Consider the following 25,275-nt stretch of genomic DNA (forward strand, 5'->3'; position numbering starts at 1 on the left):
ACTCATTGAGCCAACTATATAACGCGACGATGCCTGGGAAACAAGGATTGCAGCCGCGTGAAGGGTGCCGCCCTTCTCTGCGGTTTACTTCGCCCCACAGTCGCGCGGTGGCTGGATTCCTGTGACATCCCCGCGCTGGCGCGAGGACACCGGGATGAGAGAGGACACAGGAATGGCGGAGGCAACGAAGAATGCGCCACCTCACCCAACCTCCCACAGAGCAGAACCGGCATATACCCTGACGGGATTCACAAGGTTGCACAATTAAAGATAGCACAACATCTGTTAGAACATTTTCCGGACACCAATGTTCTTTCATACCATAATCAGCAATGGCTAATTGTTGTTATCGGCACCTGGAGTGCATCATTTCTCCGGCAGTTTGGAGAGACGCAATCGAAGATCATCGACATCCAGGTGGAGGACGGAAACATGAAGCGCATCGTAGCTTTGGCAGTGATCCTTGTTTTCGGCGCATTTCCCGCAATCGCCGCGACCGCGATGACGGGCAAGGAACTGACGGCCCTTTTGTCGAATGGCAAGGAACTCACCTTGGGTGGGCCGAAGGAAGGGTATAGCGGCACCCTGTCCATATCGAAGGACGGGACCGCCAAAGGTCAGGTCAAGCTTGAGAGCGGCGAGGTGATCCCGATCGAAGGCAAATGGCACATCGCCGGCGGCAAGTTCTGCCGAACCTGGAAGGCCGGCCGGGATGCCGGAAAGGAAATCTGCGAGACCTGGAACAAGACCGGACCGAACTCGGTGCGCGTCATGAGCGGCAGTCGCGATCTCGGCGTCAATTCGTGGTGATCGCCCGACCGGCTATCGCTCCTGTTCGTCGGTCACATCAGTCGCGGGCTTGCTGCCGAACAGGCTCTTGAGCGCGTTGGTCTTGGATTTCTGCGCCTTGCTCAGCTTCAGCGCCCGATTGGCGGCCTTGGCCTGTTCCAGCATCATTTCGATCTGGATCTGCTGGATCTCGGTCAGCCGTTCCCACTGCCGGTTCAAGAGGTGATCGACCTTTTCGTGCAGGTGGCGGATTTCCAGTTCGGCCTTGAGATTGACCTTGTAGTCGTTGAGCGCCCGCAGCCGATCCTTTGCTTCCTGGCGGCGCTGGCTCATCATGATGATCGGCGCCTGCAGGGCGGCGATGGTCGAGAGGATCAGGTTCAGCAGGATGAAAGGATAGACGTCGAAGGCGCTCTTTTCGCCAAGCACCAGGTTGATGCCCATCCAGACGGCGAGGAAGAAGCAGAAGGAGATGATGAAGGTCCAGCTTCCGCCGAAGGTCGCGACGACATCGGCGACGCGATCGCCGAGCGAACGGCGCTCCTCGTAATCCTCTTCGATGTTTTCGGCGAGCGTGTCGTGGCTCTTCAGGCTCTCGACGACCTCGTCCTCGAGGTTGGAGAGCTCGCCGCGTTCGTCGCGCAGCAATTCGGCAATGTACTGGCCGCGGTAGTCATCGATCGTCTTGCGGCTGATATAGTCGTCCGAACGGATGCCGGGGTGCTTCTGCCGCACGAAATCGGCAAGCGCCGGGCGCAGATCGTCAAAATGGAAGGCGTCCTTCTTCTTCAGTGTGTGGCCTGTGATCGCGTCCACCAGCTTGACGGACTTCGCCTTGGCCTGCGCCAGGCTCTTGGAATAGTCGTCCATCTCGACGGTGGCGGCCTCTCCGTGCCCGGCATCGAAGTCGACGATTTCACCTGTGAGATCAAGGGGCTTCTCTTCTGCCATCTGCCGATCCTCGTTGCCGATTTTTCGCCCGTCTAGCCGTCAATTCGAACAGGATTGTGGCATGGATTTCGCCGTAAATTGAGAGGGCTGCCAGAGGCGCGATCTGTGTCGCACAGCTGCCTCCGCCCTGCACGGCAGACCTCGGCGTCGGGCGAAGGAAGAGCGGTCATTCGGCCTGAGTACTGCCATCCGATCCTGATATCCTGTATTGTGGCCAGACGTCGAAATCGGGGATCAACTCATATGGACGAGGAGCGCTTGGCTGAGATCTCGGCCCGGTATGTTCACTTCGCCGATACGGAAGCCCACGGCCGTTCGCCGCTCTATGAGGCGTTGGCGCGTGCGGTTGCCGGGGACCGGGAGACACTCGGCTTCCTGGCGACCCTCCCCGACATGAAAAGGCAGCCGAACCTTCTGCTTGCGGCGGTGCGTCACCTGTTCGGCACGCCGACGGACTGGACCGAGTTCCGCCAGGCGCTGCTCGCCCATCCCGACGCTGTCCGTTCGCTGATGCTCGAGCGTTCGACGCAGACTAACGAACCGGGACGGTGCGCCTCGCTGCTCCCCGTCCTGACGCGATTGCCGCAGCCGCTGGCGCTCCTCGAGGTCGGGACTTCCGCAGGGCTCTGCCTCATGCCCGACCTCTATGGCTACGACTACGGCCACAAGGCGATCCGCGCACCCGTGATGGGCTCAGAGCCGCCTGTCCTGCGTTGCTCCGCCAGTAAGACGACCCCATTGCCGACGGCAGCACCGCACGTCGTCTGGCGAGCGGGGCTGGACCTCGCTCCAATCGATGCTTCGGATCCTGCGCAGGTCGCATGGCTTGAGACACTGGTCTGGCCGGAGCAGACGGAACGGCTTGCCAATCTGCAGGCGGCCGTCAGGATCGCCGCCACGGTCAAGCCACGGATCATCAAGGGCGACCTGCGCGGGAGCGAGTTCGCCCGGCTCTGCAGGCAAGCGCCCAAGGATGCCACCCTTGTCGTCTTTCACACGGCTGTCCTCGACTACGTCTCCGACCCCGCAGACAGGGAGGCTTTCGCCGAGCAGGCGATGCGTCTCGCGCCCTATTGGGTATCGAACGAGTTCCCCCGCGCATTCCCGTCCATCGCCGAGCGCGCAGGAACGAGCTGGCCACCCGGGCGCTTCCTCCTGTCCGTGAACCGCTCTCCCCTCGCCTGGACCGACCCGCATGGCGCTTCGCTCGAATGGATCGCGGACGAGGCTTGAGGCCGTATTTATGAATTTCGTTCGTAAATCCTGCGAATAGCGGATGGCTACCGCTGCGGCTCTGCTTTCTCCATCTTCGGATCCAGCAGGAACGAACCTGTTCTACTCAGTCAAGATGGAAGGATAAGACGATGGCTCTCAAGGATATTTTGCCTGGCAAGCTCGGCTTCGGTGCCGCCCCTCTCGGAAACATGTTCCGCGATATTCCCGAGCAGGAGGCGCGTGCCACTGTCGAGGCAGCCTGGAATGACGGCATCAGATATTACGACAATGCGCCCTTTTACGGCGCTGGTCTTGCGGAGATCCGGATGGGCGAGGCGCTCGCAGACAAGCCTCGTGACCAGTATGTGATCAGCACCAAGGTCGGCCGGGTGATCCTCGACGAGATCGAGGATGTGAGTGCCCGCGACCTCGGCGAAAAAGGCGATGTCTTCAAATACGGTCGCCCCAACAAGATCGTCAACGATTACACCGAGGATGCGACCTACCGATCGATCGAGGACAGCCTCAAGCGCCTCAAGACCGATCATATCGATATCGCCTGGGTTCATGATATCGCCCAGGATTTCTACGGCGACGAATGGCTTGGCAGGTTCGAGGAGGCGCGAAAGGGTGCGTTTCGTGCCCTTGACCGGATGCGCGACGAAGGTGTGATCAAGGCCTGGGGACTTGGCGTCAACAAGGTCGAACCCATCGAACTGCTGCTGGCACTGGACGAGCCCCGGCCGGACGGTTTCCTGCTTGCCGGGCGTTACTCCCTGCTCGACCATGAGCGTGCGCTGCAGCGCGTGATGCCTGATGTGGCCGAGCAAGGTCTCGGCATCGTCGTCGGCGGGCCTTACAGCTCCGGCGCACTGGTCGGCGGACCGAATTTCGAATATACGCCGGCCACCCCGGCAATCCTTGCCAAGGTTGCCGCGATCAAGGCGATTGCCGATCGCCACGGCATTTCGATGAAGGCCGCGGGCCTGCAGTTCGCCCTCGCCAATCCCGCCGTTGCTGCGGTCATACCGGGAGCCAGCCATCCTTCCCGCATTGCCGAGGACAGCGCCGCGCTGGGCGAAACCATCCCGACGGGCTTCTGGCGTGAACTGCGCGAATCTGGGCTCGTCCATCCGGCGGCGCCGCTGCCGATTGCAGACTGAACCATGCTCTCGTCACTCATACCGGCCGGGTCGCCATCGCGCCCCGGCCGGTTCAGGCATTCAACGCGGCTGCAGATATGTCTGCATTCGAGGTATCGCAAAATCCAGGAAGGCGCGGACGCGGGCAGGCAGGAATTGGGAGCCGCGGTAAAGCGCGTGGACTTCATCCACAATGCCGATATCGCTGTCTGCCAGGATCTCGACAAGCTCGCCGCGCTCGATCGGCCCGCGCAGGTGGTAGTCGGCAAGCCGGATGATGCCGACACCGGCGATCGCCATCCGGCGTAGGGTGTCGCCATTGTTGACCAGCAGCGACCCGCTCAACATGCGTTCGACGATCCGCCCGCCGTCACGCATCGGCCAGACAGGCATTGCCCGGCGGAAATTGAAGCCGAGGCAATTGTGGTTGACGAGTTCGTCCGGCGTCGTCGGCGTGCCGTGGCGCTCCAGATAGGCAGGCGATGCCACAATGCAGCGTTTCGTCTCGCCGATCTTTCGCGCCATCAGGTTCGAGTCTGCCAGTTTCCCGACACGGATCGCAATATCCGTGCGGTCGAGATAGAGATCGACCACCTCGTCCGAAAGCGAAAGATCGACGACGACCTTGGGATAGGCCTCGAAGAACGGCACCAAGATAGGCTCTACCGCCGCAGTGCCGAAACTGACTGAAGAGGTGATGCGGATCACGCCTTCGGCCTCGGTTCCGCCATGCGCGATCTGCTGCTCCGTCTCGTCGAGCTGGGCAAGCAGAGCCTGGCTTCGCTCGTAATAAAACTGTCCTTCGCGGGTCAGCGCCAGCCGGCGGGTCGAGCGTTCGATCAGCCGAACGCCGAGACGGGCCTCGATACGGGCGACCAGCTTGGACACCGTCGAGGGCGTCATCAGCATCAGTCGCGCCGCCTCCGAAAAGCTCCCCGCTTCCACGACCCGAACGAAGACAAGCATTTCGCCTGCGCGGTTATCCATCTCGAACCCGTAATCTGCTCATAAAGGCCCAAACTTTCTACCAGCAAAAGCGCTCCTGTGAAACGCCTTCTCAAATGCTGGGAACGGCCGCTGTCTACTGATCGCGCATCGGATGTGAGATCTGATTGTCGGAGCAGCAAGCCGGACCCGAGTTCCGCAGGAAGACTGTTCTCCACGCAGTTTCAGAAAGGAACTATTATGGAAATCGTTTCGCAAACCACGACCTATACCCAGGCACCGGCCGATGGTGCCCGCTCCCGGAACCTGACCTTGCTGGCCCTGGCGCTCGGCAGTTTTTCGATCGGAACGTCGGAATTCGCCAGCATGGGGATCATCCAGCTGTTCTCCGAGAGCCTCGGCGTCAGCATTCCCCAGGCGACCAGTGCGATCGCCGCCTATGCCTTCGGCGTCGTCATCGGCGCTCCGCTCGTGACGCTTGTCGCGGCACGGCTCAATCGCCGCACGCTGCTTCTGTTTCTCATTGGCCTGTTCATCCTTGGCAACGTGCTGTCTGCCATGGCGTCAAACCTCGGCTTCCTGATGGCGGCGCGCTTTATCAGCGGCCTGCCGCAAGGCGCCTATTTCGGCGCAGGGGCCGTTGTCGCCTCCTATATCGTCGGGCCGGGACAGGCCGGGAAGGCCTTTGCCATTGTCATGACGGGGCTCACCGTCGCGACGATCTTCGGTTCGCCGCTGGCGACCTTCCTGGGACAGACGATCGGCTGGCGTGAGACCTATCTTGCCGTCGCCGCTTTCTCGCTTCTCGCCTTCGGCGCCATCTTCCAGTGGGTGCCGCGCACCAGGGCGCTGGACGGCGTGCCGGTCATTCAGGAAGTCTCTGCCCTTCGCAAGCCGCAGGTTTGGGGCGTCATGATTGTCGCGGCCCTCGGTATCGCCAGCATCTTCGCCGTCTACACCTTCATTGCGCCGCTGGTGACTGACGTTGTCAAACTGTCGCCCGAGATGATCCCCGTCGCGCTCGCCTTGTTCGGCATCGGCATGACGGCCGGCAACATCTATGGCGGCAAGCTTGCCGATCTCCACCCTGCCCGCGGTATCGTCCTCGGTTTCGGCGCCGCGCTTCTCATCCTTGCGGCGCTGGCAATCGGCGGCGAAAACCCCGGGATCTTCTTCCCCGCCATGTTCGGCGTCGGTGCGGCCATGATGGCAGCGATCCCGACCATCCAGGTGCGGCTGACCCGCTTTGCTCCTGAAGCCCCCAGCCTGATGGGCGCAATGAACCTTGCCTCGCTGAATGTCGCCAATGCCATTGGCGCCTGGGCAGGCAGTGTCGCGGTCGGGGCCGGCTATGGCCTCCTGTCGGCGGCCTGGGCCGGCTTTGCCGTCACCCTGCTGGGCCTGCTCGTATTCGGCCTGACCCTGTTGCAGCGGCAGGTTCGCGCAAAGCAGCGGTGAAACAGACCAACAGCGAGCCGCCTACCGAAAAGAAGGATGGCGGCTCGATGGAGGTGGAGATCGCCTGGACTTGCCTCCTACCATTGGTTGACTCACTGACGGTTGAACAATAATTTGCTAATTTGGTCGTTGGGCTTGTCCTCACATGACAGATCAATCTCTTCAGCGTCGCCTTGCCGCCATCGTCGTTGCCGATGTGGTGGGATATTCGCGCCTGATGGAGGCAGACGAAGTCGCAACGCTGGAAAACCTTAGGGAACTTCGTTCCGGCATTATCGAGCCGGCCGTGATGCGTCACAAAGGCCGCATCTTCAAGGTCATGGGCGACGGATTCCTGATCGAATTCGGCAGCGCGGTGGAAGCGGTCGCAGCAGCGTTGGAAATGCAGCGGGCCACCGCTCAAGTCGAGGCTTCCGCGGACCGACGCCTGCTTCTGCGTATAGGCGTCAATCTCGGAGATGTCATTGACGAGGGTTCGGACGTCCTCGGCGACGGGGTCAATGTCGCGGCGCGCCTCGAGAGACAGGCCGCGCCGGGAGGCATCTGCATTTCAGGCGGCGTACACGGCGAGATCCTCGACAAGATCGACGACCGGTTCTTCGATGCAGGCGAACGCTACCTGAAGAACCTCACCCGCCCGGTCCACCTGTGGCATTGGCCGGATGCGCTGCCGAGCATATTGCCGCTGCCGGAATATCCCTCGATCGCCGTCTTGCCGTTCACGAATATGAGCGGGGATGCAGCGGACGAGCCTTTCGTCGACGGCTTGACCGAAGACCTGATCACCGACCTTTCCCGCACGCCTGGCCTGTTCGTCATCGCCCGCAACTCCGTCTACGGCTACAAGGGCAAGCCGGTCGATGTACGCCTCGTCGCCCAGGAACTCGGCGTCCGCTACGTCCTCGAAGGCAGCGCCAGACGCGCAATGGGCCGTGTCCGCATCAATGCCCAATTGGTCGACGCGCTTGGCGGCGGGCACTTGTGGGCCGAGAGGTTCGACAGGACGGTGGAAGATGTTTTCGAACTGCAGGACGAGGTCAACGCCAAGATCGTCGAAGCCCTCGTCGGCCGGCTGACCACCCCGCCGCCCCGCAATCGGCCGAAGAACTTTGAGGCCTACGACCTGTGTGTGCGCGCCCGCCTGCTGACGGAAGAGTCGCCGCAAACCGAGCGTGAGGCCTATATGCTGCTCCAGCGCGCGGTCAAGCTCGAGCCATCCTATGCCGAGGCGCTCGGTCTGCTCGCCTATAACCGCTGGCTGGCCTGGACACATTTCGGCGAGCCCGAAGATCCCAACCGTCAGATGGCGGTGACGTCAGCGCAGAAGGCGGTCGACCTCGATCCCAACGATGCCGGCTGCCGTTATGTTCTCGGCACTATTCTGGCTTATGAGCGGCGATGGGAGGAATCGGAGGCCGCCTTCGCCAAGGCCCTGGAGCTGGACCCCAACCACGCCGACACCTGGGCCGCCATGTCGGACATTTCCGTGCTGGACGGCAGGGTTGCCGACGGACTGGCGCAGATCAAGAAAGCCCTGCGGCTCAATCCCCGTCCAGCCTGCTGGTATCTCTGTCATCTCGGGCAGGCGCAATACGCCGCGCGTGACTATGAGGCGGCAGCCGCGACACTGCGCAGGGAAGAGACGTATCGTACCAACTCCCGCAAATTCCTGGCTGCCACGCTTGCGCAACTGGGCCACCAGGAGGAGGCGCGGCGAGAAGCAGAACTGTTCCTGATCGCCCACCCTCATTTCACGATCGCCCATTGGCTCAGCTCCCAGCCGCTGCGCGATGCATCGGTACGCGACCACTTTGTCGACGGCTTCCGAAAGGCCGGCCTGCCGGAAATGTGAGAGAGGGTGGGGACAAGCCCGAGGCGGCGGCATTTGGCGGACAACGACGACGGTCCTGGCTGGCGCCAATTGCAGTTGTTGGCTCCGTATCAGGGGCAAAACTCATTGATATTTTATCGGTGGCCACAGTCTTGGTAAGTTGGTTATGCTGCTGCCGTTGTCGGAACGAGGGCCGGACGAGGTGACGGGGAACGGACTGAACGATCTCGACCGATCGGGACCAAACCGAGAAGAATCCCGTCCTTCGCGCGGAAGCTATACGGTCGCCGTTCTATGCCTGACCCTGATATTGTCGTTCATTGATCGCTTCGTTATCAACCTGGTCGTAGACCCCATACGCTCTGAGCTGGGGCTTAGTGATGTGGAAATCAGTTTGCTTCAGGGCGCTGGCTTCGCGCTTATATTTGCGCTGGCGGCCCTTCCGGCCGGCAGGCTGGCAGACAGGGTGAATCGACCGAGGTTGATCGCTGCGGGCGTGGTTGTCTGGTCCCTCGCCACGATAGCATGCGGACTTGCGACCGGTTTCTGGAGCTTTTTCGCCGCGCGAGTCGTCCTGGGATTTGGGGAAGCAGCCCTCATACCAGCCGCCTCCTCGCTGCTCATCGACAGCTTTTCGGCAGCGCGCCGCGGTACCGCTCTCGGAATATTCTCGCTTGGCTCGACAAGCGGGAGCGGCATTGCGTTGATCGTCGGCGGTGCGGTGCTCAGTTATCTTGGGACGGACACCTCGGCCGGCTTGCCGATCATCGCTTCGCTGACGCCCTGGCGACAGCTGATGATCGTTATGGGTCTCCCCGGCTTCTTCTTTGTCGCACTGCTGTTGTTCATTCCAGAACCGGCCCACGGCAACAGGCCTCCCCTGCCTCCTCTGCAACTCTTGTTGCGCAATCTGTCGGCAGAGCGCGGCCTGGTGCTGCGGCTCTGCTTTGCGAAGGGGATGATGAGCCTGGCTGACTTCGGTATGGCGGCATGGCTCCCCACCCTCCTCATGCGGCGTTACGCTGCGACGCCTATCGCGGCCGGCGCCACTGTCGGGATTGCTACCGCGCTGGCTGGCATTATCGGTTCGATCGGCGGCGGGATGCTGTCCGATTGGAGCGCTCCGCGCGGCAGTATCTCGACACGTGTAAAGCTTATCGCGGGGAGTTATCTGGTTGCTCTGTGTGCCGCCATCTCGATTGGCCTCAGTTCTTCAAGTCTTCAAATCGGCATCGCATTTTCCTTTTGGGTCGCGGGGTCGGTGAGCGGTTCCGTTGTCGGCCGCATTACCATGCAGGAGCGGGTCCCCAGCAATATGCGGGCAACCACGGTCGCGCTTTCGATCACGATTTCGGCGATCATCGGGATAGCAGCGGGGCCAACTCTCGTGCCGGTCATCGCCGGACGAATGCATGGAACGGAAAGCGCACTCCAATTCGCAATCGTCGTCGTCGGCGTTATTTCCGTGGTGTCGGCTCTGGTCCTGATCGTCCGGTCGGGATCGACGGTATCGGTGGCATCAGCGGCAGAAGGTTGAAGATTCCGGTGGTTGGATCGTTCATGCCGTTCGAGCATGAGCTCGCGCCAACACAGCATGCGCGGCGGCAATATCCGTGCTGCCGCTGCTGTCGCAGCGATCGCTGATGTCCTTCAGCTGTGCCAGGGGCTGCGCAGGGTCGCCGATCTCCGTCGCAAGCTTGACACGGCTCGTTGCTGCGCGCAGCGCAAAAGCGAGAGCGCCGCTCTCACGACCCAGGTCTATCGCATCCTGAAGGCGCCGCATCGCGGAAACGGTATCTCCATCCCGCCAGCACACCAGGCCTTGAAGATGCAGAAATTCGGCGTCGCACCACCGGTCTCCGCGCTCTCGACAATAGTGCACGCCCTCATCGATGCTCTGGCGAGCAACCTCGATCTGATCGTGCGCAAGTGCCGCATGAGAGAGCATCACATACCGCAGGGGTAGATGCACAAGGAAATTGCACTCACGAATGGCGTCGATTGCGTGCCTCAAACGCTCGACCGCCTCCCGCTCTCCACGTGCGGCATCGATCGCTGCCTGATGAAAGCGGGCAAACGGCGGCCAGGTATCGATCTGGCGGGACTTCAGGCGCTCGATCAGCATCGTCGCTCGCTCCTGCGCCAAATCGACCCGTCCGCATAATAGGGCGATCGGCGTGGCAGCGAGTGCGAGCGAATGCGCGCAGGACAGGTCGTGGTCCAGGGTCAGCGCGGCATTCAGTGCTTCCTTGGCAACCTCGAGCGCACGCCGATGCTTTCCAACCACCCAGGTGGACAATGAAAGATGATTCCGGAAATTGACGAACCTGTCGATCTGGAACCTCGAGGTCTGACCACGATTGCCGAAAGTCGCGTGCTCGCGAGCCAGACGCTCAAGACCCGCATGCCCGGATTTGATGTTCCCTTGATAGAATTCGCACGTAAACAATTCCCGATCGGCATTGGGAGCCGCGGAATAATCGTCTACGGACGCCATGAAGCGGCGGAGATCGGCAATCGTCTCAAACACCCTTTGATGAAAGCCCATGGCGGTCTGGACCATTGCCAGGCCGATCTTGGTTCGAAGACAATGTTCCACGCTTCCAGCTTCCAAAGCGAGCTCGAAACCCCTCTTCCAAGTTGCCTCGAGTTCGTCACCGAAAGGATAGCGATAACAAAGATTCCAGCCATGGGCTGCGACCAGCTTCATGCGGAGCACAAGATGATCACCGGGCAGGCCGTCCAGCACGGACAGCGCCTTTTCGACGCGTGCCCCGCTTTCCGCCATCGTCGAGAATTCTACCCAGAACGGCAAAGCAGCAACGGTCAGCCGTACCCCGAGCTCGGCCTGCCCATCCGAACCATAGGCCCAATCGATCATACGGCGGAGATCCGTGCTCCAGCCGCCGTAGAGCGCCACCCAGTCTTCACGCGGCCGCCACGTCCATTCCTCTTCCGCCCTTTCGAACAGCGCAAGAATGAAGCGGCCATACGCGATCATGGCGGCCTGTTGCTCGCCCTGCGCAACGAGCCGTTTGTTGGCGAAGGTTCGGGTACTGTCGAGCAGCCGGTATCGGCGACGCCTCCCCGTGTAATTGACCGACACCATGGATTTGGCCGCGAGGGCTTCCAGCCACGCGGTAAGGTCTTGCTCATGCGCCAGATGCCCGAAGGCGTCGATGACATCGTCAAGCGCAAAGGTGCCGCCGAAAACGGAAAGGTGACGGAGAAGCCGGGCCTCGTCTTCTGAAAGCAGCCGATAACTCCAGTTCAGCGTCGCCGTCAGCGTCTTGTGACGATCCATGCCATCTCCGCGTGATGCCAGCGCTTCGAAGTCACGTTCAAGCATTTGCAGCAGCCCCGCGGGACCGGATTCCTTGAGTTGCGGGGCCGCCAGTTCGATCGCCAGCGCAATGCCGTCGAGACGCCGGCTCAAACTCGTAATCGAAGGGACATCCGCATCCTCCAATCGATAGCCATGTGCCTCCGCGCGCCGAACCAGCAATTCGACCGCCGAAAAGCCCATTGCCGACCCGGCATCGAGAACCGCATCTGCGGGCGGATACTGAAGCGGCGGAAGCCGATGGACAGTTTCGAACCTGCATCTTAACGGCTCGCGGCTTGTCGCGATGATATTCAATCCGTGCAATGCATGGTTCAGTTGATCTGCTATGCCGGCGACGGCCGCCAGGACGTGCTCGCAATTGTCGAGAACGAGAAGCTGGTTGCGGCCGCGCAGCGCGCCGACGAGACCGTCCACCTCGTCGATCGGGTGGCTTTCGATGCCGAGCGCACGACTGATGGCCAAGGCGACGAACTGTCCTTTCTCGATCGCGGCCAGATCAACGAAGCACACGGCTTGGTGCCCGCCGTTGGCGATCGCTCTTGCGGCTGCGACAGCGATGCTGGTCTTGCCGACGCCGGCAGGTCCGACCACCGTGAGCAATCGGGTCTGCTGCAACGCCTCGACAATCGCCGCCAACGCATCGGCGCGCCCGACCAGCGGCTTTGATGGCGGCAGCGCCCCGTCAATCTCCTTGATCGACGCGGGAAAGGCCACCTCCCTCGGCCTCACCACCGTCAGCGGTGCAACGAAGCGATATCCGCGGCCCGGGACTGTCGCAATGCAGGGAACGTCGATGCCGCTTGTCTCCAGCGCACGGCGCAGAGCGGCGATGTTGACCTTGAGATTGCTTTCGTCGACGAACAGGTTGGGCCACGCCGCTTTAAGAAGTTCGCTTTTGTCGACGACCTGTCCAGGCTGGCGCACGAGCGCATGAAGCAGATCCATTGCGCGTGATCCAAGACGTATCGGGATATCGCCGCAGAGCAGCGACTGGCGAGCGGGCGTGAAACGGCAGTTGCCGAAGCAATATGTCGTGGCATCGATCATATCGGCCTCTTCCATTTCTCCCCCTTTCGAGGCTGCACTTCGAGAGCGCGGTGCCTCGCGGATGCGCGCCCGGACGACGGGGGCCATCGAATGGATTTCAGGGTTGGTCCTGTCCCGATAGCCTTATACCAGCAGATTTACCTCTTTTAACCAGCTATGCCGGTGCCGCAGTGATATCAAGGTAGCGCGGCGACCGGGTGATGGAGATCCCAAGCGCTCGCGCAGGTTTGCCTTATTCAAGAGGTTCGAGCTTCAGGTGGTCGTTGTTGGCCATGGCTGCTCGCGCCCCGAACCCGGAGTGATCCCCGGAGTGACCCCTGAGTGATCGAGGAGGCCGCCATGCCCCGCGCCCTGAGCACACTGACATTGTCGGACGCCAAGCGGATGATAAACGCGGCAGAAGCAAAGGCGGCCGATCTCGACATTCCCTACAACATCGCCGTGGTCGACGTCGGCGGCGCGTTGATTGCGTTCGCGCGTCAGGATGGCGCGCTCGAAGGAAGCATCGATCTCGCCATCGGCAAGGCGAAGACCGCGCGGATGTTCAACAAGACGACCGAATATCTCGCTGAACTGGCGCAGCCCGGAGCGCCGCTGTTCGGGATCGAGCAGAGCAATGCCGGCCATGTCGTGATTTTTGGCGGCGGTCTGCCCGTCACCATCGACGGCCAGATCGTCGGTGCCGTCGGCACCAGCGCCGGTTCGGTCGAACAGGACATTGCGGTCGCCGAGGCGGCGGCCGCCGTGATGGCAACAAATCCAAAAACCTGAAGGAGACCAGTGATGAGAGCTGCGCGCATTCTTGAATACAGGAAGCCCCTCGTCCTCGAGGACATCAAGGTTCCGGACATTCAGCCCGACGAGATTCTCGTGAAAGTCGCCGCCTGCGGCATGTGCCGCTCGGACGTGCTGCTGATCGATGGCTTCTTCCAGGGCTATGGCGATATTCCGCCGCCCGTCATTCCCGGTCACGAGATAACGGGCACGGTCGAGAAGGTCGGCGGTGTCGTGGCCAAGGCTGCGGGATTGCAGGAAGGTGACCATGTCGTGGTGTCGCCCGGCTGGGGTGATGGCGTCTGCAGGCATTGCCAGGTCGGCAACACGCATATCTGCCCCAATGTCCGCTGGCCGGGCTTTGGTACTTATGGTGGCTTTGCCGAATATATTCCGGTGCCGGCCCGCTATGCGATCAAGGTCGCCAAACATCTGAAATTCGAGCAGCTTGCACCGCTCACCGACGCCGGTCTCACCCCTTATCGCGGGCTGAAGAAGATCCGCGATGCCGGCGGGCTCGGCCCGGACCGGGTGATCGGCGTCTTCGGCATCGGCGGCCTTGGCGCCTACGCCGTCCAATATGCCAAGCTGCTGGGCGCAGGCGGTCCCGTCGTCGCTGTCGCCAGAAACGAGCAGAAACTCCAGGTCGCGAAAAAATACGGCGCCGACCACATCATTGCGATCGAAGGCAAGTCCTCCGAGGAGGTCGGAAAGGAGCTTAAAAAGGCGACCGGCCAGGACAAGTTCGACGCGATCATCGACTGCGCCGGTGCGACCGAGATGATGCAGCTCGCCTTCTCGCGTCTGGCGATCGGCGGGCACTATGTCGATGTCGGTTTCATCGGCGACCGGATCAACATTCCTCTGTTCCCACGCGTCCACGGCGAGCAGACTTTTCACGGCTCGTTCTGGGGAAACAACGCCGATCTCATTGAGGTCATGGCGCTCGCTGCTGAGGGAAAGATCCAGCACACGATCAAGACGATCTCGTTCAACGATATCAATGAATATATCGATCTCTTGCGGGACAATAAAATCGTCGGGCGTGCGGTCGTCACCTTCTGACGGCATCGAACGCGAGACAACCATGACGCGGCATGTCCTGTTTATCGTCACGAACGCCGTCGCAATGCCAAAACTATCTCGCCGGAGTTCCGGCGTTGGCGGAGCGCTCGGCGCTCGTTCTCGAAGCTGTCGCGCTTGAAGAATAGGGCTGTACGGTACGGAGGATTTCCCATGCTTGAGGTGGTGCAAGCCTATGATCGCGAACATATCGCTGACTTGCCGACCGACGATGCGGCTGCTCTCGAACGCAAGCTGACCGTCGCCCGCAAACGTTTCGAAGACCGGGGCGGCTGGCTGAAGCCGCACCAGCGGATAGCCGTGCTGCATCGGCTTGCGGATCTCCTCGCTCAGCAACGCGAGGTCTTCGCGATGCGCATCGCACGTGAAGGCGGAAAGCCCTATACCGATGCGCTGGTTGAAACCGACCGCGCAACCGACGGGATACGCAACGCAGCCGATCTGCTTCGCACCCGCGGCGGTGCCGAAATCCCGATGGGGCTGACCCCAGCCAGCGAAGGGCGGCGCGCCTGGACGATCCTGGAGCCCATCGGCGTGGTCGCTGCGATCTCGGCGTTCAACCATCCCCTGAACCTCATCGTGCATCAGGTCGCGCCGGCGATCGCCACGGGCTGCCCTGTTATCGTCAAGCCCGCGGCGGCGACACCGCTTTCCTGCCTGGAACTCTTAAAGCTCGTCCATGAAGCCGGAATGCCGGAGGGCTGGGTTCAGAGCCTGCTCCCCGAGAGCCGCGATCTGTCGGGCGCCTTTGCGAGCGATCCGAGAGTGGCCTTCCTGAGCTTCATCGGCTCGGCCGCGGTCGGTTGGCGTCTGCGCGCCAACCTGGCGCCGGGAACACGCTGCGCCCTCGAGCATGGCGGCGTGGCGCCGGTGATCGTCGACCGCACCGCCGATATCGACGCGATCATCGAGCCGCTCGCGAAAGGCGGCTACTATCATGCGGGTCAGGTCTGTGTCTCGGTCCAGCGGATCTACGTGCATGAAGCGCTGAAGGATGCCTTCGTCGAACGGTTCGCCGAGCGCGTCGGGCGTCTGCGCGTCGGCGACCCCCGCCTTGCCGAGACCGAGGTCGGTCCCCTCATCCAACCGGCGGAAGCCGAACGGGTCGCCACCTGGGTTGAGGAAGCCGCGTCAGGCGGCGCCCGCCTGATCGGAGGTGGACGGCTGAGCGACACGACGCTGGCCCCTGCTATTCTCGTCGATCCACCGAAGACATCGAAGGTCTCGCGCGAGGAGGTCTTTGGCCCGCTCACCTGCATTTTCGGTTTTGCCGATCTCGATGATGCCATCCGCGAGGCAAATTCGCTGCCGGTCGCATTTCAGAGCAGCATCTTCACCCGCGATCTCGCCGTCGCGCTCGACGCAGCCGAACGCCTCGACGCCTCGGCCGTCATGGTCAACGACCACAGCGCCTTCCGCACCGATTGGATGCCTTTCGCCGGCCGGAAGACATCCGGCTATGGGATCGGAGGCATTCCCTACACCGCCCGCGAGATGACGGCGGAGAAAATGATCGTCTTCAAACAGTGATCGGGATGCGGCTCCCCTGGTCGTCACCAGGTCTGGGGCAGCACCGCAAACCGCGCCACGGCCCCATCCCCTGGCTCGTGCAGGTGGCCCCTCGCCTACACCTCGCCGGCGGACCCCTCAGTTCGGCTCGCAGATCGCGTCATCCGGCCCGCGCAGCAGCGGATAGAGGAAATACGAGATCACCGTCCGCTGTCCCACCTTGATTTCTGTCGACACGGTCATGCCCGGCAGCAGCCGAACCGGCACGTCCGAGGCGTTCAGCCGCTCCCTGGATAAATCAGCAATCCCCTTTTTCGGCCAGCAAAGCCCCTTGACGATTCTTTAGCATTGCCTCAAATGTTCTTCTTATGTTCCATCAGACGTGCGGCCGTCTCCGATCAACGCGAACAGGGCAGAACAGGAATGAGTGAAAATGCCGCCGGTGGTTTTATCGATATCCAGAATGCAGAAAGCCGGTTACGACCGGATTGTAGTCGATTGCCGGATATGCCCCCGGCATGGGGAATATGTCATCGCCCGCCTTTTGGAGCAGTATAGCCCCGATCTGCTCGTTGCCGTCTTCGTCAACCTTGCTGCTGCCGATTGTCGGTACAGGTGCGAGCAAGGCCAAAAGGAAATCTGCGGCGCCTATTGCGGCGATGCGGATGCCCTGCAGTCGCAAGCGCCGGCCAATCCCTACGCGAAGGCCAAGGGTGGCGCGCAATGAAGGATATGGGGCCGACCTATAAGGGTCGCGTCGGCGTCATCTGCGAAGACTGCGAGGTTTTGAAATTCTTCGAGCCCGGCGATCTTGAAAAGACCTATCCGGCCGAAGAAGGCATTTCGAGCATCTACATCATGGCGGAAAAGCTCTTCGGCTGCCCGCGGGTGCGAAACCAATGGTACGACCGCTGTCATATCCACAATCACTTCAGCCCGGCGGAATGGGCGCGGCGCATGGGCTACATCGACCCCAAGGATTTGAACGCGGCACCCACCGGGCGGATGATCGGCGAGCTTGCGGAATGGGAGCAGATGAAAGCCACCTGCAAGCGGTGCAAACACAGCCGCTGGCTTGATCGGTGGGCGCTGCAAAGGCGGTACGGCAAGGGCCTCGCGCTTTCAGACCTTGGCGCGCGACTGAAATGCAGATGCGGCATGAGGGGTGCCGAAATCGAAATCGGCTATATGTCTCGATAGGACGGAGGAAAAAGCATGTGCGGAAGAGTATTCGTCAGATCCGATTTGGCAACGCTGATGCAGGCTTTTGCCTTTGCCGGCCGCGAAGGCGTGCTCGGCATGGCAAACCAGTTTCCGCGCTATAACGGCGCCCCGAGCCTCGAATATCCCATCATCATCATGCAAGCCGATCGCAGCGGCAAAGTCGGCCCTGTTTTCGAAAGCGCCTCTTGGGGATTGAAGCCGGCTTGGTGGAAAGCCGGTATGCCGACACCGATCAATGCCCGGTGTGAAGACGTTGCCAGCAAACCGATGTTCCGGTCGGCCTACCGGTCAACGCGCTGCCTCATCCCGATCGATGGTTTTTTCGAGTGGCACAAGCTCGATGAAAAGGGAAAGAAGAAGCAGCCCTATGCCATTGCCATGAAGAGCGGCCAGCCCTTTGCGCTCGCCGGCCTTTGGGAGATATGGCGCGATCGGGAAACCGATCTGCAGGTTCGAACGTTCACCATCGTTACATGCGCGGCAAACGAGATCATGGCGACCATCCATGACCGGATGCCCGTCATCCTGCATGAAAAGGACTATCAGCGCTGGCTCTCCGAAGAGCCGCCGCCACATGATCTGATGACGCAGTTTCCGAGCGAGCTTATGACCATGTGGCCGATCGGGCCAGGTGTCGGCAATCCGAGGAATGACCGGCCGGATATCATAGAAGAGATCGACCCCGATCCGGAGCCGTCTTTCATCTGATCAGCGGCGGAACGAATCACCGCATCGACAGTTGAGTCGCAGTTTCATTGCGCGAGGTGTCGAGATGCCCGAGCTATCCCCTGTCCCCATCAAGGAAATATCCGCCCAGATTCACGGCGTCGGCGGCTACAGGACCGTCCATACAGTCGCCGATCTTGCCGGAATTCTCATGTCGAACAACTGGCCGAAGAAGGCGGGCGATCCGTTTTTTCAACGGGCGATAGCCGCATGTCTGACCGCGCTGGAGGTGCAGGGCCAGGGCGATAAGGCGCGACGGGCTTTTGTTGATGCGGCTCGCAAGGCGGGAATTGCAGTGCTTCCGGACGATGCGGCCCGGCATGAGCGCACCCGGACGCGCTTTCACGATTGGAGATGCGAGCGCACAAATTGAATAGACATGGCCGCTTTCAGGGCAGACGGTCCAATATGCGCCCGGTCAGATTCGCCCAGTTGGTCCTCGGGGCGAAACGCTTTCGTGCCTCTATCTCAAATTCCTTCTGCCGATCCATCCACTCGGAGCCATGAATTTTCCGCATGATCTCCTTGTGTCGATCCAAACGAATGCAGAAGAAATCGGGATCGTAAGGCTGTCGGCGCTCCAAAGTGTTGTTGGGAAACAGCTCACCTAGAAGCAGGATCTGCATTTCCACCTTGAAGTCCCCAACCCAGGCAAGCAATCGCTGGATTTGTCGAAGCTCACGGTTCAGCCGATCCATGATGTCTGCATGTTCTTCAGGTGACGGGATCGACCATGTAGATTCGTGCCCGTGAACGGGCATCTTGTATACCAGCAGGTCGGGTGGTCTTTGAACTTTTGAAAGCTCCTCCAACCCCATCGAGATCGCATAACGAAACACGTCAAGCTTCGGCTCGACAATATGCCATGACTCGATCATCGTTATTACACCAATGAAGGCCGTACTCGCTTCGTTGCGTAACTCTAAATACTGAGGGTAGCGCTCAGCCGGGATTTGCCATTTATCGCCAGCGTTGTTCCATATCTGGACCAAGTCCAAACTCATCTGGAACCTATTCAGGTAGTTTTGTAGCTTGAGCCCGGCACCTTCAGCATTGCGCGATGTACCAAGAGTCTGCTCGTATATTTCAACCTTGCGTTTGATCTGCTCGTTTTTTTTGTTGGCTTTAATCGCATTTCCCAACTGTAAGAACACAGCTGTAAAGCCTAGGAGCGCCGCAAAACAGGTTGCGGCAGCTCCTATGACGGGACCCTTTAATCCGGGATCAAGGTTCTGAAAAAAATCCAACATGCGAGCCACCAAATTAGCGCTGCTGCACCGCTATTCGGTGACTATCTCGCATTCGAAGAGCGCCGCCAATTGAATAAGGTTGGGCGTCCCCAAAAGAAATCCCCCCACATTTGAATTCGGACCTCGCAATCCCAGCGCAATATCCCAGATAATTGCTAGAACAGCCGGCGCCTTGGAGTGTGTTTTGGAAATTCTAATGGCAGCTATGGGACGGGAAATGCTTCGCTTTATTGTACTGGAGATTTGGGCTTATTGGTGCAAGCGGCGGCGCGAGCGCAAATATGAGGCCGACATGGCCGCTTTCAGGGCCGGCAAGGACAACCTCTTGGGGCAAACCGGAGACAAGGCTCGCTGAGATCTCGGAACTCTTCTTTTTGCATGGAATCCTTTCGAGTCGGCAAAGGCATTCACCAGAGGAATGATCCTCGCCGCGTCGATCCGGCAGACGGGGGGCGGTCGGATTGTCCAACCGACCATTGTTTGCAGCATTAGCGGCGATCCCTGTGACAAGCACAGGACGGAGGTGTGTTGACGCCTCGCTCCTTCATGCAACGCTGGAAATCTGGACGGCGGTGCGGCGATTTTGGCTTTCGGACCGGCGCCAGAAAAAAGGCCGACCCCCACCCCCCCAAAAAACAGGTCTGGGGGCAGCACCGCAAGCCGCGCCACTGCCCCCATCCCCTGGCTCGTGCAGGTGGCCCCTCGCCCTACACCTCGCCTGGGGACCCCTCAGTTCGGCTCCCGTATCGCATCATCCAGCCCGCGTAAGAGCGGGTAGAGGAAATACGAAATCACCGTCCGTTGCCCCACCTTGATTTCGGTCGACACGGTCATGCCCGGCAGCAGCCGAACCGGCACGTCCGAGGCGTTCAGCCTTGTATCCGCAAGCAGGATGCGAGCCTTGAAGAAGGGTGCGGCCGGCTGGCTGGGCGTGGCGGTTTGTTCCGGCTGCTGGCCGGTCATGAACGTGTCCTGGCTGATGGTGCGGACCTCGCCGGATGCGGTGCCGTATTTCTGGAAGGGATAGGCGTCGAGCTTGATGCGGGCCTCCTTGCCGACGGCGATGCGGCCGATGTCGCGGGTGTTGATCGACACTTCCGCTTCGAGCGGCACGTTGATCGGCACCAGCGTGACGATCGGTTCGGCCTCGCGCACGACCGAGCCGATGGAACGCTGGGCGAGATCGAGCACGACGGCATCGGCGGGTGCCGTCAGCGACACCATGTTGCGGCGCAGCTCCATCTTCTTCAGCTCTTCATCGGCCATGTCGCGCTGGCCGCGCAGTTCCACCAGCTGTTCCATGGCGGCGCGGCGGAAATCCTCGATGAAGGCCTGGCGGTCGGCGCGCAGCTTGGCATAGGCGTGTGCTGCCTCGTCACCCTTGCCGCGAACGGCGGTCAGATCGGATTCCACGTCGAGGCGGGCGTCGCGAGAGCCGAGCATGGTGATCAGCGAACCGCTCTGCTTGTCGTAAAGCCGCGTGCGCGCGCCCTCGATCTGCGAGAGCGTATCGCGCCGGTCGATGAGCACGGCCTCCTGGTTCTTGGCTGCCGCGAGCGCCGCCGACTGGCCGGCGATCTGCTGCTCGAAATTCTGCAGCTGCGCCATGTAGAAGGCCCGCCGCTGGCCGAAGAGCTGCACCTGCAGCATCTCGTCGGGCGTCTTGCCGGCCATGGCGGTATAATCGTCGCCGGCAAGTTCCGCCTCGATGCGCTTCACCTGCGCGTCGAGCGCGGAGAATTTCGCCTGCTGCTGGTCGACATCGGCCTGGCTGAAGGTGGCGTCGAGGGTCGCCAGCGTCTGGCCGGCATGCACCACCTCGCCGGCCTTCACGTCGATCGTGCGGATGATCGAGGTTTCCAGCGGCTGGACGACGATAGTCGGCTGGGTGGTGACGAGCTTGCCGGGCGCAATCACCACCTCGTCGATCTCGGAAACGGAGGCCCAGGTGATGGTGGCGGCAAGCAGCGCCGTCACGCAATAGAGCGTCATGCGCGCAACGCGCGGCGGCGCGCGTTCCTCCAGTTCGACGGCATCGGACTGGAATTCGGCGATGGCCGGCGGCAGCGGCGGGCGGGCGACGAGCTGGTTTCCCTTTTTCTGGCCCTTCTCCGGACCCTTGTCCGATGGCCCCTTGCCTGAGGGAACCGGCATGTTTTCGTCGGATTTTCTGACATGCGCGTTCATGCGACCTGCCTCATCTGCTGTGCCCAGAGATGGCGGTAGGTCATGCAGCGCGACACGAGCTGGTCGTGCCGGCCGATATCGGCGACCTTGCCGCGATCGATGACGAGAATGGCATCGGCATCGACGAGCGTCGAAAGCCGGTGCGAGACGATGATGACGGTGCGCCCGGCGGCGATGCGGCTGAGATTCTCGCGGATGATCGCCTCGCTGTCGGGATCGAGCGCGCTTGTCGCCTCATCGAAGATCAGCAGCTTCGGATCGGTGATCAGCGCCCGCGCAATGGCGAGACGCTGCTTCTGGCCGCCGGAGAGGTTGGCGGCGTTTTCTTCCAGCATCGTGTCGAAACCGCGCGGCAGCCGCTCGATGAATTCTTCGGCGCCTGCGATGCGGGCGACCTGCATGATCTCCTCGATGCTGGCATCGGGCCTGGCGGCTGCGATATTGTCGCGCACCGAGCCGCGGAACAGGAAATTATCCTGCAGTACGACGCCGATGCTGGTGCGCAGATGCACGAGGTCGATCTCGCGGCTGTCATAGCCGTCCATGCGCACCAGCCCTTCCTGGCTCTGGTAGAGCCCCTGGATGAGCCGGGTGATCGTCGTCTTGCCCGATCCGCTCTTGCCGACCACGCCGAAGACCGAGCCTGCCGGAATGGCGAAGGAGACATTGTCGAGCGCCGGCGCAGTATCGGGCGCATAGCGGAAGCTGACGCGGTCGAATTCGATGCGGCCATGCAGATGTGGCCGCACCCCTCGCCCGCGGCCCGCCTGTTCCGGCCGCTGGTTCATGATCTCGCCGAGCATGCGCACCGAGAGCGCCACTTCCTGATATTCGTGCACCATGGTGACGATCTGCACCAGCGGTCCGGAGACGCGGCCGGCGAGCATGTTGAAGGCGACCAGCGCGCCGATCGTCATCGCGCCGGAGAACACGTCGAGCGCGCCGAGGCCGATGATCGCGACACTCATCAGCTTTTCCAGCAGTCCGGTCATCGCCTGGGCGATGGTCGAGATCTTCTCGACCCGGAAACGCACCGAGATCGACTGCGCCGAATAATCGTCCCACACCTTGCGCTGGCGCGGCTCCAGCGCCAGCGATTTGACGGTGCGCATGCCGTGCACGGTTTCCACCAGGAGCGCCTGCCGGTCGCCTTCGGCCTGGTAGAGCGCCTGCAGGCGGCGCTGGAACGGCCCGACGAGCAGCATCACGACGAGCCCGACGAGGGCTGCGAAGCCGAGCACGACGAGCGTCAGCTTGACGCTGTAGAGAAGCAGGATCGGTATGAAGACCAGGAGCGACACGCCGTCCAGAAGGGTCAGAAACAGCCGGCCGGTCAGGAATTCGCGGATGCGGCCCGTCTGCTGCATATGCTTGACGAGAACGCCGGCCGAGGCCTGCTCGAAGAGCGCGATCGGCAGGTTGAGCAGATGCCCGAAGGTGCGCGTCGCCACCCGGATGTCGATCCTGTTGGTGGCGTAGAGCAGCAGGTAACGGCGCAGGAAGGTAAAGGTCGCGTCGAAGACGAGCGCGACGGCAATGCCCGCCGTCAGAACCGTCAGCGTCGCATAGCTCTGGTGCACGAGCACCTTGTCGATGACGAGCTGAAAGAACATCGGCGTCGTCAGCCCGAGGCCATAGAGAACGAAGGCGGCGAGCGCCACGTCACGGAAGAAGCTGCGCTGCTTGATGATTTCGGGGATGAACCAGCGGAACCCGAAGGGCCGGTCCTCGTCGGACATGCGATAGTTGCGCTTCAGCAGGATCACCGATCCGAGCCAGGCCTTGGCGAACTGCTCCTCGCTCAGCATCATCACTTCGGCGCGGCTGGCGAGCGGGTCGAGAACGCGGATCCTCTCCTCCTCGCCCTCCCCGACGGCACCGGCGATGACCACCCAGTTGCCGTTCGAAAGTTCAGCCAGCACAGGAAAGGCTTCGCCGAGCTGGAACAGGCTTCGCCAGGTGAGATCGAGATGCTTGGCCCTCAGGCCGGCATCCTTGGCCATGCGCAAGAGCTGCCGCACGGCAACCGGATCGCTGCCGACGGCATAATCGTGCTGCAATCGCTCAGGAGAAAGATCGACGCCGTGATGACGTGCGACGAGCGCAAGACAATGCAGGTTCGTATGCAGAAATTCACTCATGGCCCACCCGAAACAATACGAGACCGAGGCGATATTTGTTTATCAGTTGAAGTTCGGCGAGGCGTTCGAAGTCCCGGCCTGCGTCGCCTGGATATCGGCGGCCGCGGCAGCCGACATGTCGCCGATGCGGCGAACGGCACCCGCCTCGACCAGCCCGCCGAGCGCCTTCTGCATGAGATCGACCGCATTGGCGAAGGCATCGACCGGCATGATGATGCGCTGGCGGAAGATGGGCTTCGGATTGTTGTTGGCATCGCGGTCGGTGGCCGACAGCGACATCAGGTCGATGCGCACGATCGTGCCCGTGATGGTGATTTCGCCGATGCCGTCTGCATAAAGTTCGCTGCTCATTGTTCTTTTCCTCTGGTTGATAATCAAAACACCTTCACCTGTGGATATCATGCCTCCATGCCGGAAACGGATCTCGAAGGCCGACGGCCGTCAGCGGATCGAAACCCGTCTCCTCACCGGTGAGACAATCGTCGAGCGCAGCGCGGATCGCCGCCTCGTCGAAGCCGGAACCGATGAAAACCAGCTCCTGGCGACGATCGCCCCAGACGTCGTCCCAGTGCCGGTCCAGCAACTGGCGGAATTGCGGATGGCGCGGCCAGTGCGCCCGCGGCACCGACACCCACCAGAATCCTCTCGTATCGATGCGGCACTGCGTGCCGGCAATCGACAGCAGGCCGATCTCGTCCGGCCGGGTCGCCAGCCAGAAATGCCCTTTCGCCCTGATGATGCCGGGCAATGGCTGCTCGAGGACGCGGGCGAGCCGCGCGGGATCGAAAGGCCGGCGGCTGCGGTAGACGAAGCTCGATATGCCGTATTCCTCGGTCTCCGGCACATGGTCGCCCCAGCCGTAAAGCTCCTTGTGCCAGAGCGGGTGGCGGGCGGCCTTCGCCTCGCTGAAGAGACCGGTATCCATGATTGCCGAAAGCGGCACCTGGCCGAAGACCGCATCGATGACGCGGGCATCCGGATTGAGCGCCGCAATGACCCGGCGGACCTCCGCAAGCATCGCGGGCGCCACCTCGCCTGCCTTGTTGACGATGACGACATCGGAAAATTCGATCTGCTCGACGAGCAGTTCGACGAGCTTGCGCTCGTCGTCGCCGTCACGCCTCTCGCCGCGATCGGCCAGGAATTCGCCGCTCCGGTAATCGGCCAGAAGATTGACCGCATCGACGACGCAGACCATCGTGTCGAGCCGCGCCACATCGCAGAGCGCTGCCCCGTTCTCGTCGCGGAAGGAGAAGGTGGCTGCGACCGGCAGCGGCTCGGCAATGCCCGTGCCCTCGATCAGGAGGTAGTCGAAACGGCCGGTAGCGGCCAGCCGGCGGACCTCGCTCAGGAGATCGTCGCGCAGCGTGCAACAGATGCATCCATTGGTGAGCTCCACCAGCGTCTCGTCCGTGCGCGAGAGGTCTGCACCCCCCTCGCGCACGAGATCCGCATCGATGTTGACCTCGCTCATATCGTTGACGATGACAGCAACCCGGCGACCCTCTCGATTACTCAGAACATGATTGAGAACGGTCGTCTTGCCGGCGCCGAGAAACCCGGCGAGGACGGTAACCGGCAATCTGTTGTCTGCACGCATCATCGATATCGTCATCCTTTCCGGATGCCCTGTTTTCCAGGTGCTGGGCCTCACATG

At 61.5% G+C, this 25,275-nt stretch carries 22 protein-coding genes and 1 pseudogene; 14 read left to right on the forward strand and 9 right to left on the reverse strand.

Annotation, left to right across the window (positions count from 1 at the left end; translation table 11 throughout):
- Positions 1 to 57 precede the first annotated feature (57 nt).
- Positions 58 to 810 carry a hypothetical protein gene (locus ACK9YZ_RS11065; RefSeq protein ID WP_416066623.1) on the forward strand — a complete coding sequence of 251 codons (753 nt, stop codon included), beginning with the start codon at positions 58 to 60 and terminating at the stop codon, positions 808 to 810.
- 12 nt (positions 811 to 822) lie between these two features.
- Here the strand turns inward: ACK9YZ_RS11065 and ACK9YZ_RS11070 are convergent, their stop codons facing one another.
- Entirely contained in the window at positions 823 to 1,740 is a 918-nt protein-coding gene (locus ACK9YZ_RS11070; protein ID WP_416066624.1) for a DUF1003 domain-containing protein, read from the reverse strand.
- Positions 1,741 to 1,998: 258 nt separating this feature from the next.
- Between ACK9YZ_RS11070 and ACK9YZ_RS11075 the strand changes: the two genes are divergently transcribed.
- Entirely contained in the window at positions 1,999 to 2,973 is a 975-nt protein-coding gene (locus tag ACK9YZ_RS11075; protein WP_416066625.1) for a DUF2332 domain-containing protein, read from the forward strand.
- A gap of 131 nt (positions 2,974 to 3,104) precedes the next feature.
- Positions 3,105 to 4,118, forward strand: a complete 1,014-nt coding sequence (locus tag ACK9YZ_RS11080) for an aldo/keto reductase (RefSeq protein ID WP_416066626.1) — start codon at positions 3,105 to 3,107, stop codon at positions 4,116 to 4,118.
- A gap of 60 nt (positions 4,119 to 4,178) precedes the next feature.
- Here ACK9YZ_RS11080 and ACK9YZ_RS11085 read toward each other — a convergent pair whose 3' ends face one another.
- Positions 4,179 to 5,084 (reverse strand): LysR family transcriptional regulator, encoded by a 906-nt coding sequence (locus ACK9YZ_RS11085; protein ID WP_416066627.1) that lies wholly within the window; start codon positions 5,082 to 5,084, stop codon positions 4,179 to 4,181.
- Positions 5,085 to 5,282: 198 nt separating this feature from the next.
- Between ACK9YZ_RS11085 and ACK9YZ_RS11090 the strand changes: the two genes are divergently transcribed.
- The 3 genes from ACK9YZ_RS11090 (at position 5,283) to ACK9YZ_RS11100 (ending at position 9,868) form a co-directional block, all read left to right on the forward strand.
- Entirely contained in the window at positions 5,283 to 6,500 is a 1,218-nt protein-coding gene (locus tag ACK9YZ_RS11090) for an MFS transporter (protein ID WP_416066628.1), read from the forward strand.
- 145 nt (positions 6,501 to 6,645) lie between these two features.
- Positions 6,646 to 8,352 (forward strand): adenylate/guanylate cyclase domain-containing protein, encoded by a 1,707-nt coding sequence (locus ACK9YZ_RS11095; protein ID WP_416066629.1) that lies wholly within the window; start codon positions 6,646 to 6,648, stop codon positions 8,350 to 8,352.
- Positions 8,353 to 8,497: 145 nt separating this feature from the next.
- Positions 8,498 to 9,868 (forward strand): MFS transporter, encoded by a 1,371-nt coding sequence (locus tag ACK9YZ_RS11100; protein ID WP_416066630.1) that lies wholly within the window; start codon positions 8,498 to 8,500, stop codon positions 9,866 to 9,868.
- Positions 9,869 to 9,889: 21 nt separating this feature from the next.
- Here the strand turns inward: ACK9YZ_RS11100 and ACK9YZ_RS11105 are convergent, their stop codons facing one another.
- Positions 9,890 to 12,739 carry an ATP-binding protein gene (locus ACK9YZ_RS11105; RefSeq protein WP_416066631.1) on the reverse strand — a complete coding sequence of 950 codons (2,850 nt, stop codon included), beginning with the start codon at positions 12,737 to 12,739 and terminating at the stop codon, positions 9,890 to 9,892.
- A gap of 324 nt (positions 12,740 to 13,063) precedes the next feature.
- Between ACK9YZ_RS11105 and ACK9YZ_RS11110 the strand changes: the two genes are divergently transcribed.
- From ACK9YZ_RS11110 to ACK9YZ_RS11120, 3 genes are all read left to right on the forward strand, one after another.
- The gene (locus ACK9YZ_RS11110) at positions 13,064 to 13,495 is read left to right on the forward strand and encodes a GlcG/HbpS family heme-binding protein (RefSeq protein ID WP_416066727.1); all 432 of its coding nucleotides are present in this window, start codon (positions 13,064 to 13,066) and stop codon (positions 13,493 to 13,495) included.
- Between the two features lie 12 nt (positions 13,496 to 13,507).
- The gene (locus ACK9YZ_RS11115; RefSeq protein WP_216758630.1) at positions 13,508 to 14,563 is read left to right on the forward strand and encodes an NAD(P)-dependent alcohol dehydrogenase; all 1,056 of its coding nucleotides are present in this window, start codon (positions 13,508 to 13,510) and stop codon (positions 14,561 to 14,563) included.
- A gap of 171 nt (positions 14,564 to 14,734) precedes the next feature.
- A complete protein-coding gene (locus tag ACK9YZ_RS11120; protein WP_416066632.1) occupies positions 14,735 to 16,111 on the forward strand; it encodes an aldehyde dehydrogenase family protein in 1,377 nt (458 codons plus the stop codon).
- 117 nt (positions 16,112 to 16,228) lie between these two features.
- Here the strand turns inward: ACK9YZ_RS11120 and ACK9YZ_RS11125 are convergent.
- Positions 16,229 to 16,387, reverse strand: a pseudogene (locus ACK9YZ_RS11125) (HlyD family type I secretion periplasmic adaptor subunit); the annotation flags it as partial.
- 166 nt (positions 16,388 to 16,553) lie between these two features.
- Here ACK9YZ_RS11125 and ACK9YZ_RS11130 point away from each other — a divergent pair.
- The 4 genes from ACK9YZ_RS11130 to ACK9YZ_RS11145 all read left to right on the forward strand — a co-directional run bounded on the left by ACK9YZ_RS11130 (position 16,554) and on the right by ACK9YZ_RS11145 (position 18,413).
- Positions 16,554 to 16,817 (forward strand): hypothetical protein, encoded by a 264-nt coding sequence (locus ACK9YZ_RS11130; protein ID WP_416066633.1) that lies wholly within the window; start codon positions 16,554 to 16,556, stop codon positions 16,815 to 16,817.
- On the forward strand, positions 16,814 to 17,290 hold the full coding sequence (locus ACK9YZ_RS11135; protein ID WP_416066634.1) for a hypothetical protein: 477 nt from the start codon (positions 16,814 to 16,816) through the stop codon (positions 17,288 to 17,290). The genes ACK9YZ_RS11130 and ACK9YZ_RS11135 overlap by 4 nt, the downstream gene beginning before the upstream one ends.
- Positions 17,291 to 17,305: 15 nt before the next feature.
- Entirely contained in the window at positions 17,306 to 18,022 is a 717-nt protein-coding gene (locus ACK9YZ_RS11140) for an SOS response-associated peptidase (protein ID WP_416066635.1), read from the forward strand.
- A gap of 64 nt (positions 18,023 to 18,086) precedes the next feature.
- Positions 18,087 to 18,413 carry a DUF982 domain-containing protein gene (locus tag ACK9YZ_RS11145; RefSeq protein ID WP_416066636.1) on the forward strand — a complete coding sequence of 109 codons (327 nt, stop codon included), beginning with the start codon at positions 18,087 to 18,089 and terminating at the stop codon, positions 18,411 to 18,413.
- A gap of 16 nt (positions 18,414 to 18,429) precedes the next feature.
- Here the strand turns inward: ACK9YZ_RS11145 and ACK9YZ_RS11150 are convergent, their stop codons facing one another.
- Positions 18,430 to 19,290, reverse strand: coding sequence for a hypothetical protein (locus ACK9YZ_RS11150; RefSeq protein ID WP_416066637.1), 861 nt, complete (start codon positions 19,288 to 19,290; stop codon positions 18,430 to 18,432).
- 196 nt (positions 19,291 to 19,486) lie between these two features.
- On the opposite strand from ACK9YZ_RS11150, the gene ACK9YZ_RS11155 reads away from it, so the two are divergent.
- Complete coding sequence (locus ACK9YZ_RS11155) at positions 19,487 to 19,645, forward strand: hypothetical protein (protein ID WP_416066638.1); 159 nt, start codon at positions 19,487 to 19,489, stop codon at positions 19,643 to 19,645.
- 374 nt (positions 19,646 to 20,019) lie between these two features.
- Here ACK9YZ_RS11155 and ACK9YZ_RS11160 read toward each other — a convergent pair whose 3' ends face one another.
- From ACK9YZ_RS11160 to ACK9YZ_RS11175, 4 genes are read right to left on the reverse strand one after another with little or no spacing between them, the layout of a single operon-like run.
- Complete coding sequence (locus tag ACK9YZ_RS11160; RefSeq protein WP_416066639.1) at positions 20,020 to 21,477, reverse strand: HlyD family type I secretion periplasmic adaptor subunit; 1,458 nt, start codon at positions 21,475 to 21,477, stop codon at positions 20,020 to 20,022.
- Positions 21,474 to 23,618 (reverse strand): peptidase domain-containing ABC transporter, encoded by a 2,145-nt coding sequence (locus ACK9YZ_RS11165; RefSeq protein ID WP_216758642.1) that lies wholly within the window; start codon positions 23,616 to 23,618, stop codon positions 21,474 to 21,476. The genes ACK9YZ_RS11160 and ACK9YZ_RS11165 overlap by 4 nt, the downstream gene beginning before the upstream one ends.
- Positions 23,619 to 23,660: 42 nt before the next feature.
- Complete coding sequence (locus tag ACK9YZ_RS11170) at positions 23,661 to 23,969, reverse strand: hypothetical protein (protein WP_216758643.1); 309 nt, start codon at positions 23,967 to 23,969, stop codon at positions 23,661 to 23,663.
- Between the two features lie 34 nt (positions 23,970 to 24,003).
- Entirely contained in the window at positions 24,004 to 25,221 is a 1,218-nt protein-coding gene (locus ACK9YZ_RS11175) for a GTP-binding protein (RefSeq protein WP_416066640.1), read from the reverse strand.
- Positions 25,222 to 25,275 lie beyond the last annotated feature (54 nt).

The organism is Rhizobium sp. ZK1, from assembly GCF_047782645.1.
Classification (GTDB): domain Bacteria; phylum Pseudomonadota; class Alphaproteobacteria; order Rhizobiales; family Rhizobiaceae; genus Rhizobium.

Coding starts and splice junctions, on each gene's coding strand:
- ACK9YZ_RS11100 (WP_416066630.1), top strand. CDS start 8,498: ATGCTGCTGCCGTTGTCGGAACGAGGGCCGGACGAGGTGACGGGGAAC.
- ACK9YZ_RS11160 (WP_416066639.1), bottom strand. CDS start 21,477: ATGAACGCGCATGTCAGAAAATCCGACGAAAACATGCCGGTTCCCTCA.
- ACK9YZ_RS11070 (WP_416066624.1), bottom strand. CDS start 1,740: ATGGCAGAAGAGAAGCCCCTTGATCTCACAGGTGAAATCGTCGACTTC.
- ACK9YZ_RS11150 (WP_416066637.1), bottom strand. CDS start 19,290: ATGTTGGATTTTTTTCAGAACCTTGATCCCGGATTAAAGGGTCCCGTC.
- ACK9YZ_RS11135 (WP_416066634.1), top strand. CDS start 16,814: ATGAAGGATATGGGGCCGACCTATAAGGGTCGCGTCGGCGTCATCTGC.
- ACK9YZ_RS11085 (WP_416066627.1), bottom strand. CDS start 5,084: ATGGATAACCGCGCAGGCGAAATGCTTGTCTTCGTTCGGGTCGTGGAA.
- ACK9YZ_RS11130 (WP_416066633.1), top strand. CDS start 16,554: ATGCAGAAAGCCGGTTACGACCGGATTGTAGTCGATTGCCGGATATGC.
- ACK9YZ_RS11090 (WP_416066628.1), top strand. CDS start 5,283: ATGGAAATCGTTTCGCAAACCACGACCTATACCCAGGCACCGGCCGAT.
- ACK9YZ_RS11145 (WP_416066636.1), top strand. CDS start 18,087: ATGCCCGAGCTATCCCCTGTCCCCATCAAGGAAATATCCGCCCAGATT.
- ACK9YZ_RS11110 (WP_416066727.1), top strand. CDS start 13,064: ATGCCCCGCGCCCTGAGCACACTGACATTGTCGGACGCCAAGCGGATG.
- ACK9YZ_RS11105 (WP_416066631.1), bottom strand. CDS start 12,739: ATGGAAGAGGCCGATATGATCGATGCCACGACATATTGCTTCGGCAAC.
- ACK9YZ_RS11175 (WP_416066640.1), bottom strand. CDS start 25,221: ATGATGCGTGCAGACAACAGATTGCCGGTTACCGTCCTCGCCGGGTTT.
- ACK9YZ_RS11170 (WP_216758643.1), bottom strand. CDS start 23,969: ATGAGCAGCGAACTTTATGCAGACGGCATCGGCGAAATCACCATCACG.
- ACK9YZ_RS11165 (WP_216758642.1), bottom strand. CDS start 23,618: ATGAGTGAATTTCTGCATACGAACCTGCATTGTCTTGCGCTCGTCGCA.
- ACK9YZ_RS11155 (WP_416066638.1), top strand. CDS start 19,487: ATGGCAGCTATGGGACGGGAAATGCTTCGCTTTATTGTACTGGAGATT.
- ACK9YZ_RS11115 (WP_216758630.1), top strand. CDS start 13,508: ATGAGAGCTGCGCGCATTCTTGAATACAGGAAGCCCCTCGTCCTCGAG.
- ACK9YZ_RS11080 (WP_416066626.1), top strand. CDS start 3,105: ATGGCTCTCAAGGATATTTTGCCTGGCAAGCTCGGCTTCGGTGCCGCC.
- ACK9YZ_RS11120 (WP_416066632.1), top strand. CDS start 14,735: ATGCTTGAGGTGGTGCAAGCCTATGATCGCGAACATATCGCTGACTTG.
- ACK9YZ_RS11140 (WP_416066635.1), top strand. CDS start 17,306: ATGTGCGGAAGAGTATTCGTCAGATCCGATTTGGCAACGCTGATGCAG.
- ACK9YZ_RS11095 (WP_416066629.1), top strand. CDS start 6,646: ATGACAGATCAATCTCTTCAGCGTCGCCTTGCCGCCATCGTCGTTGCC.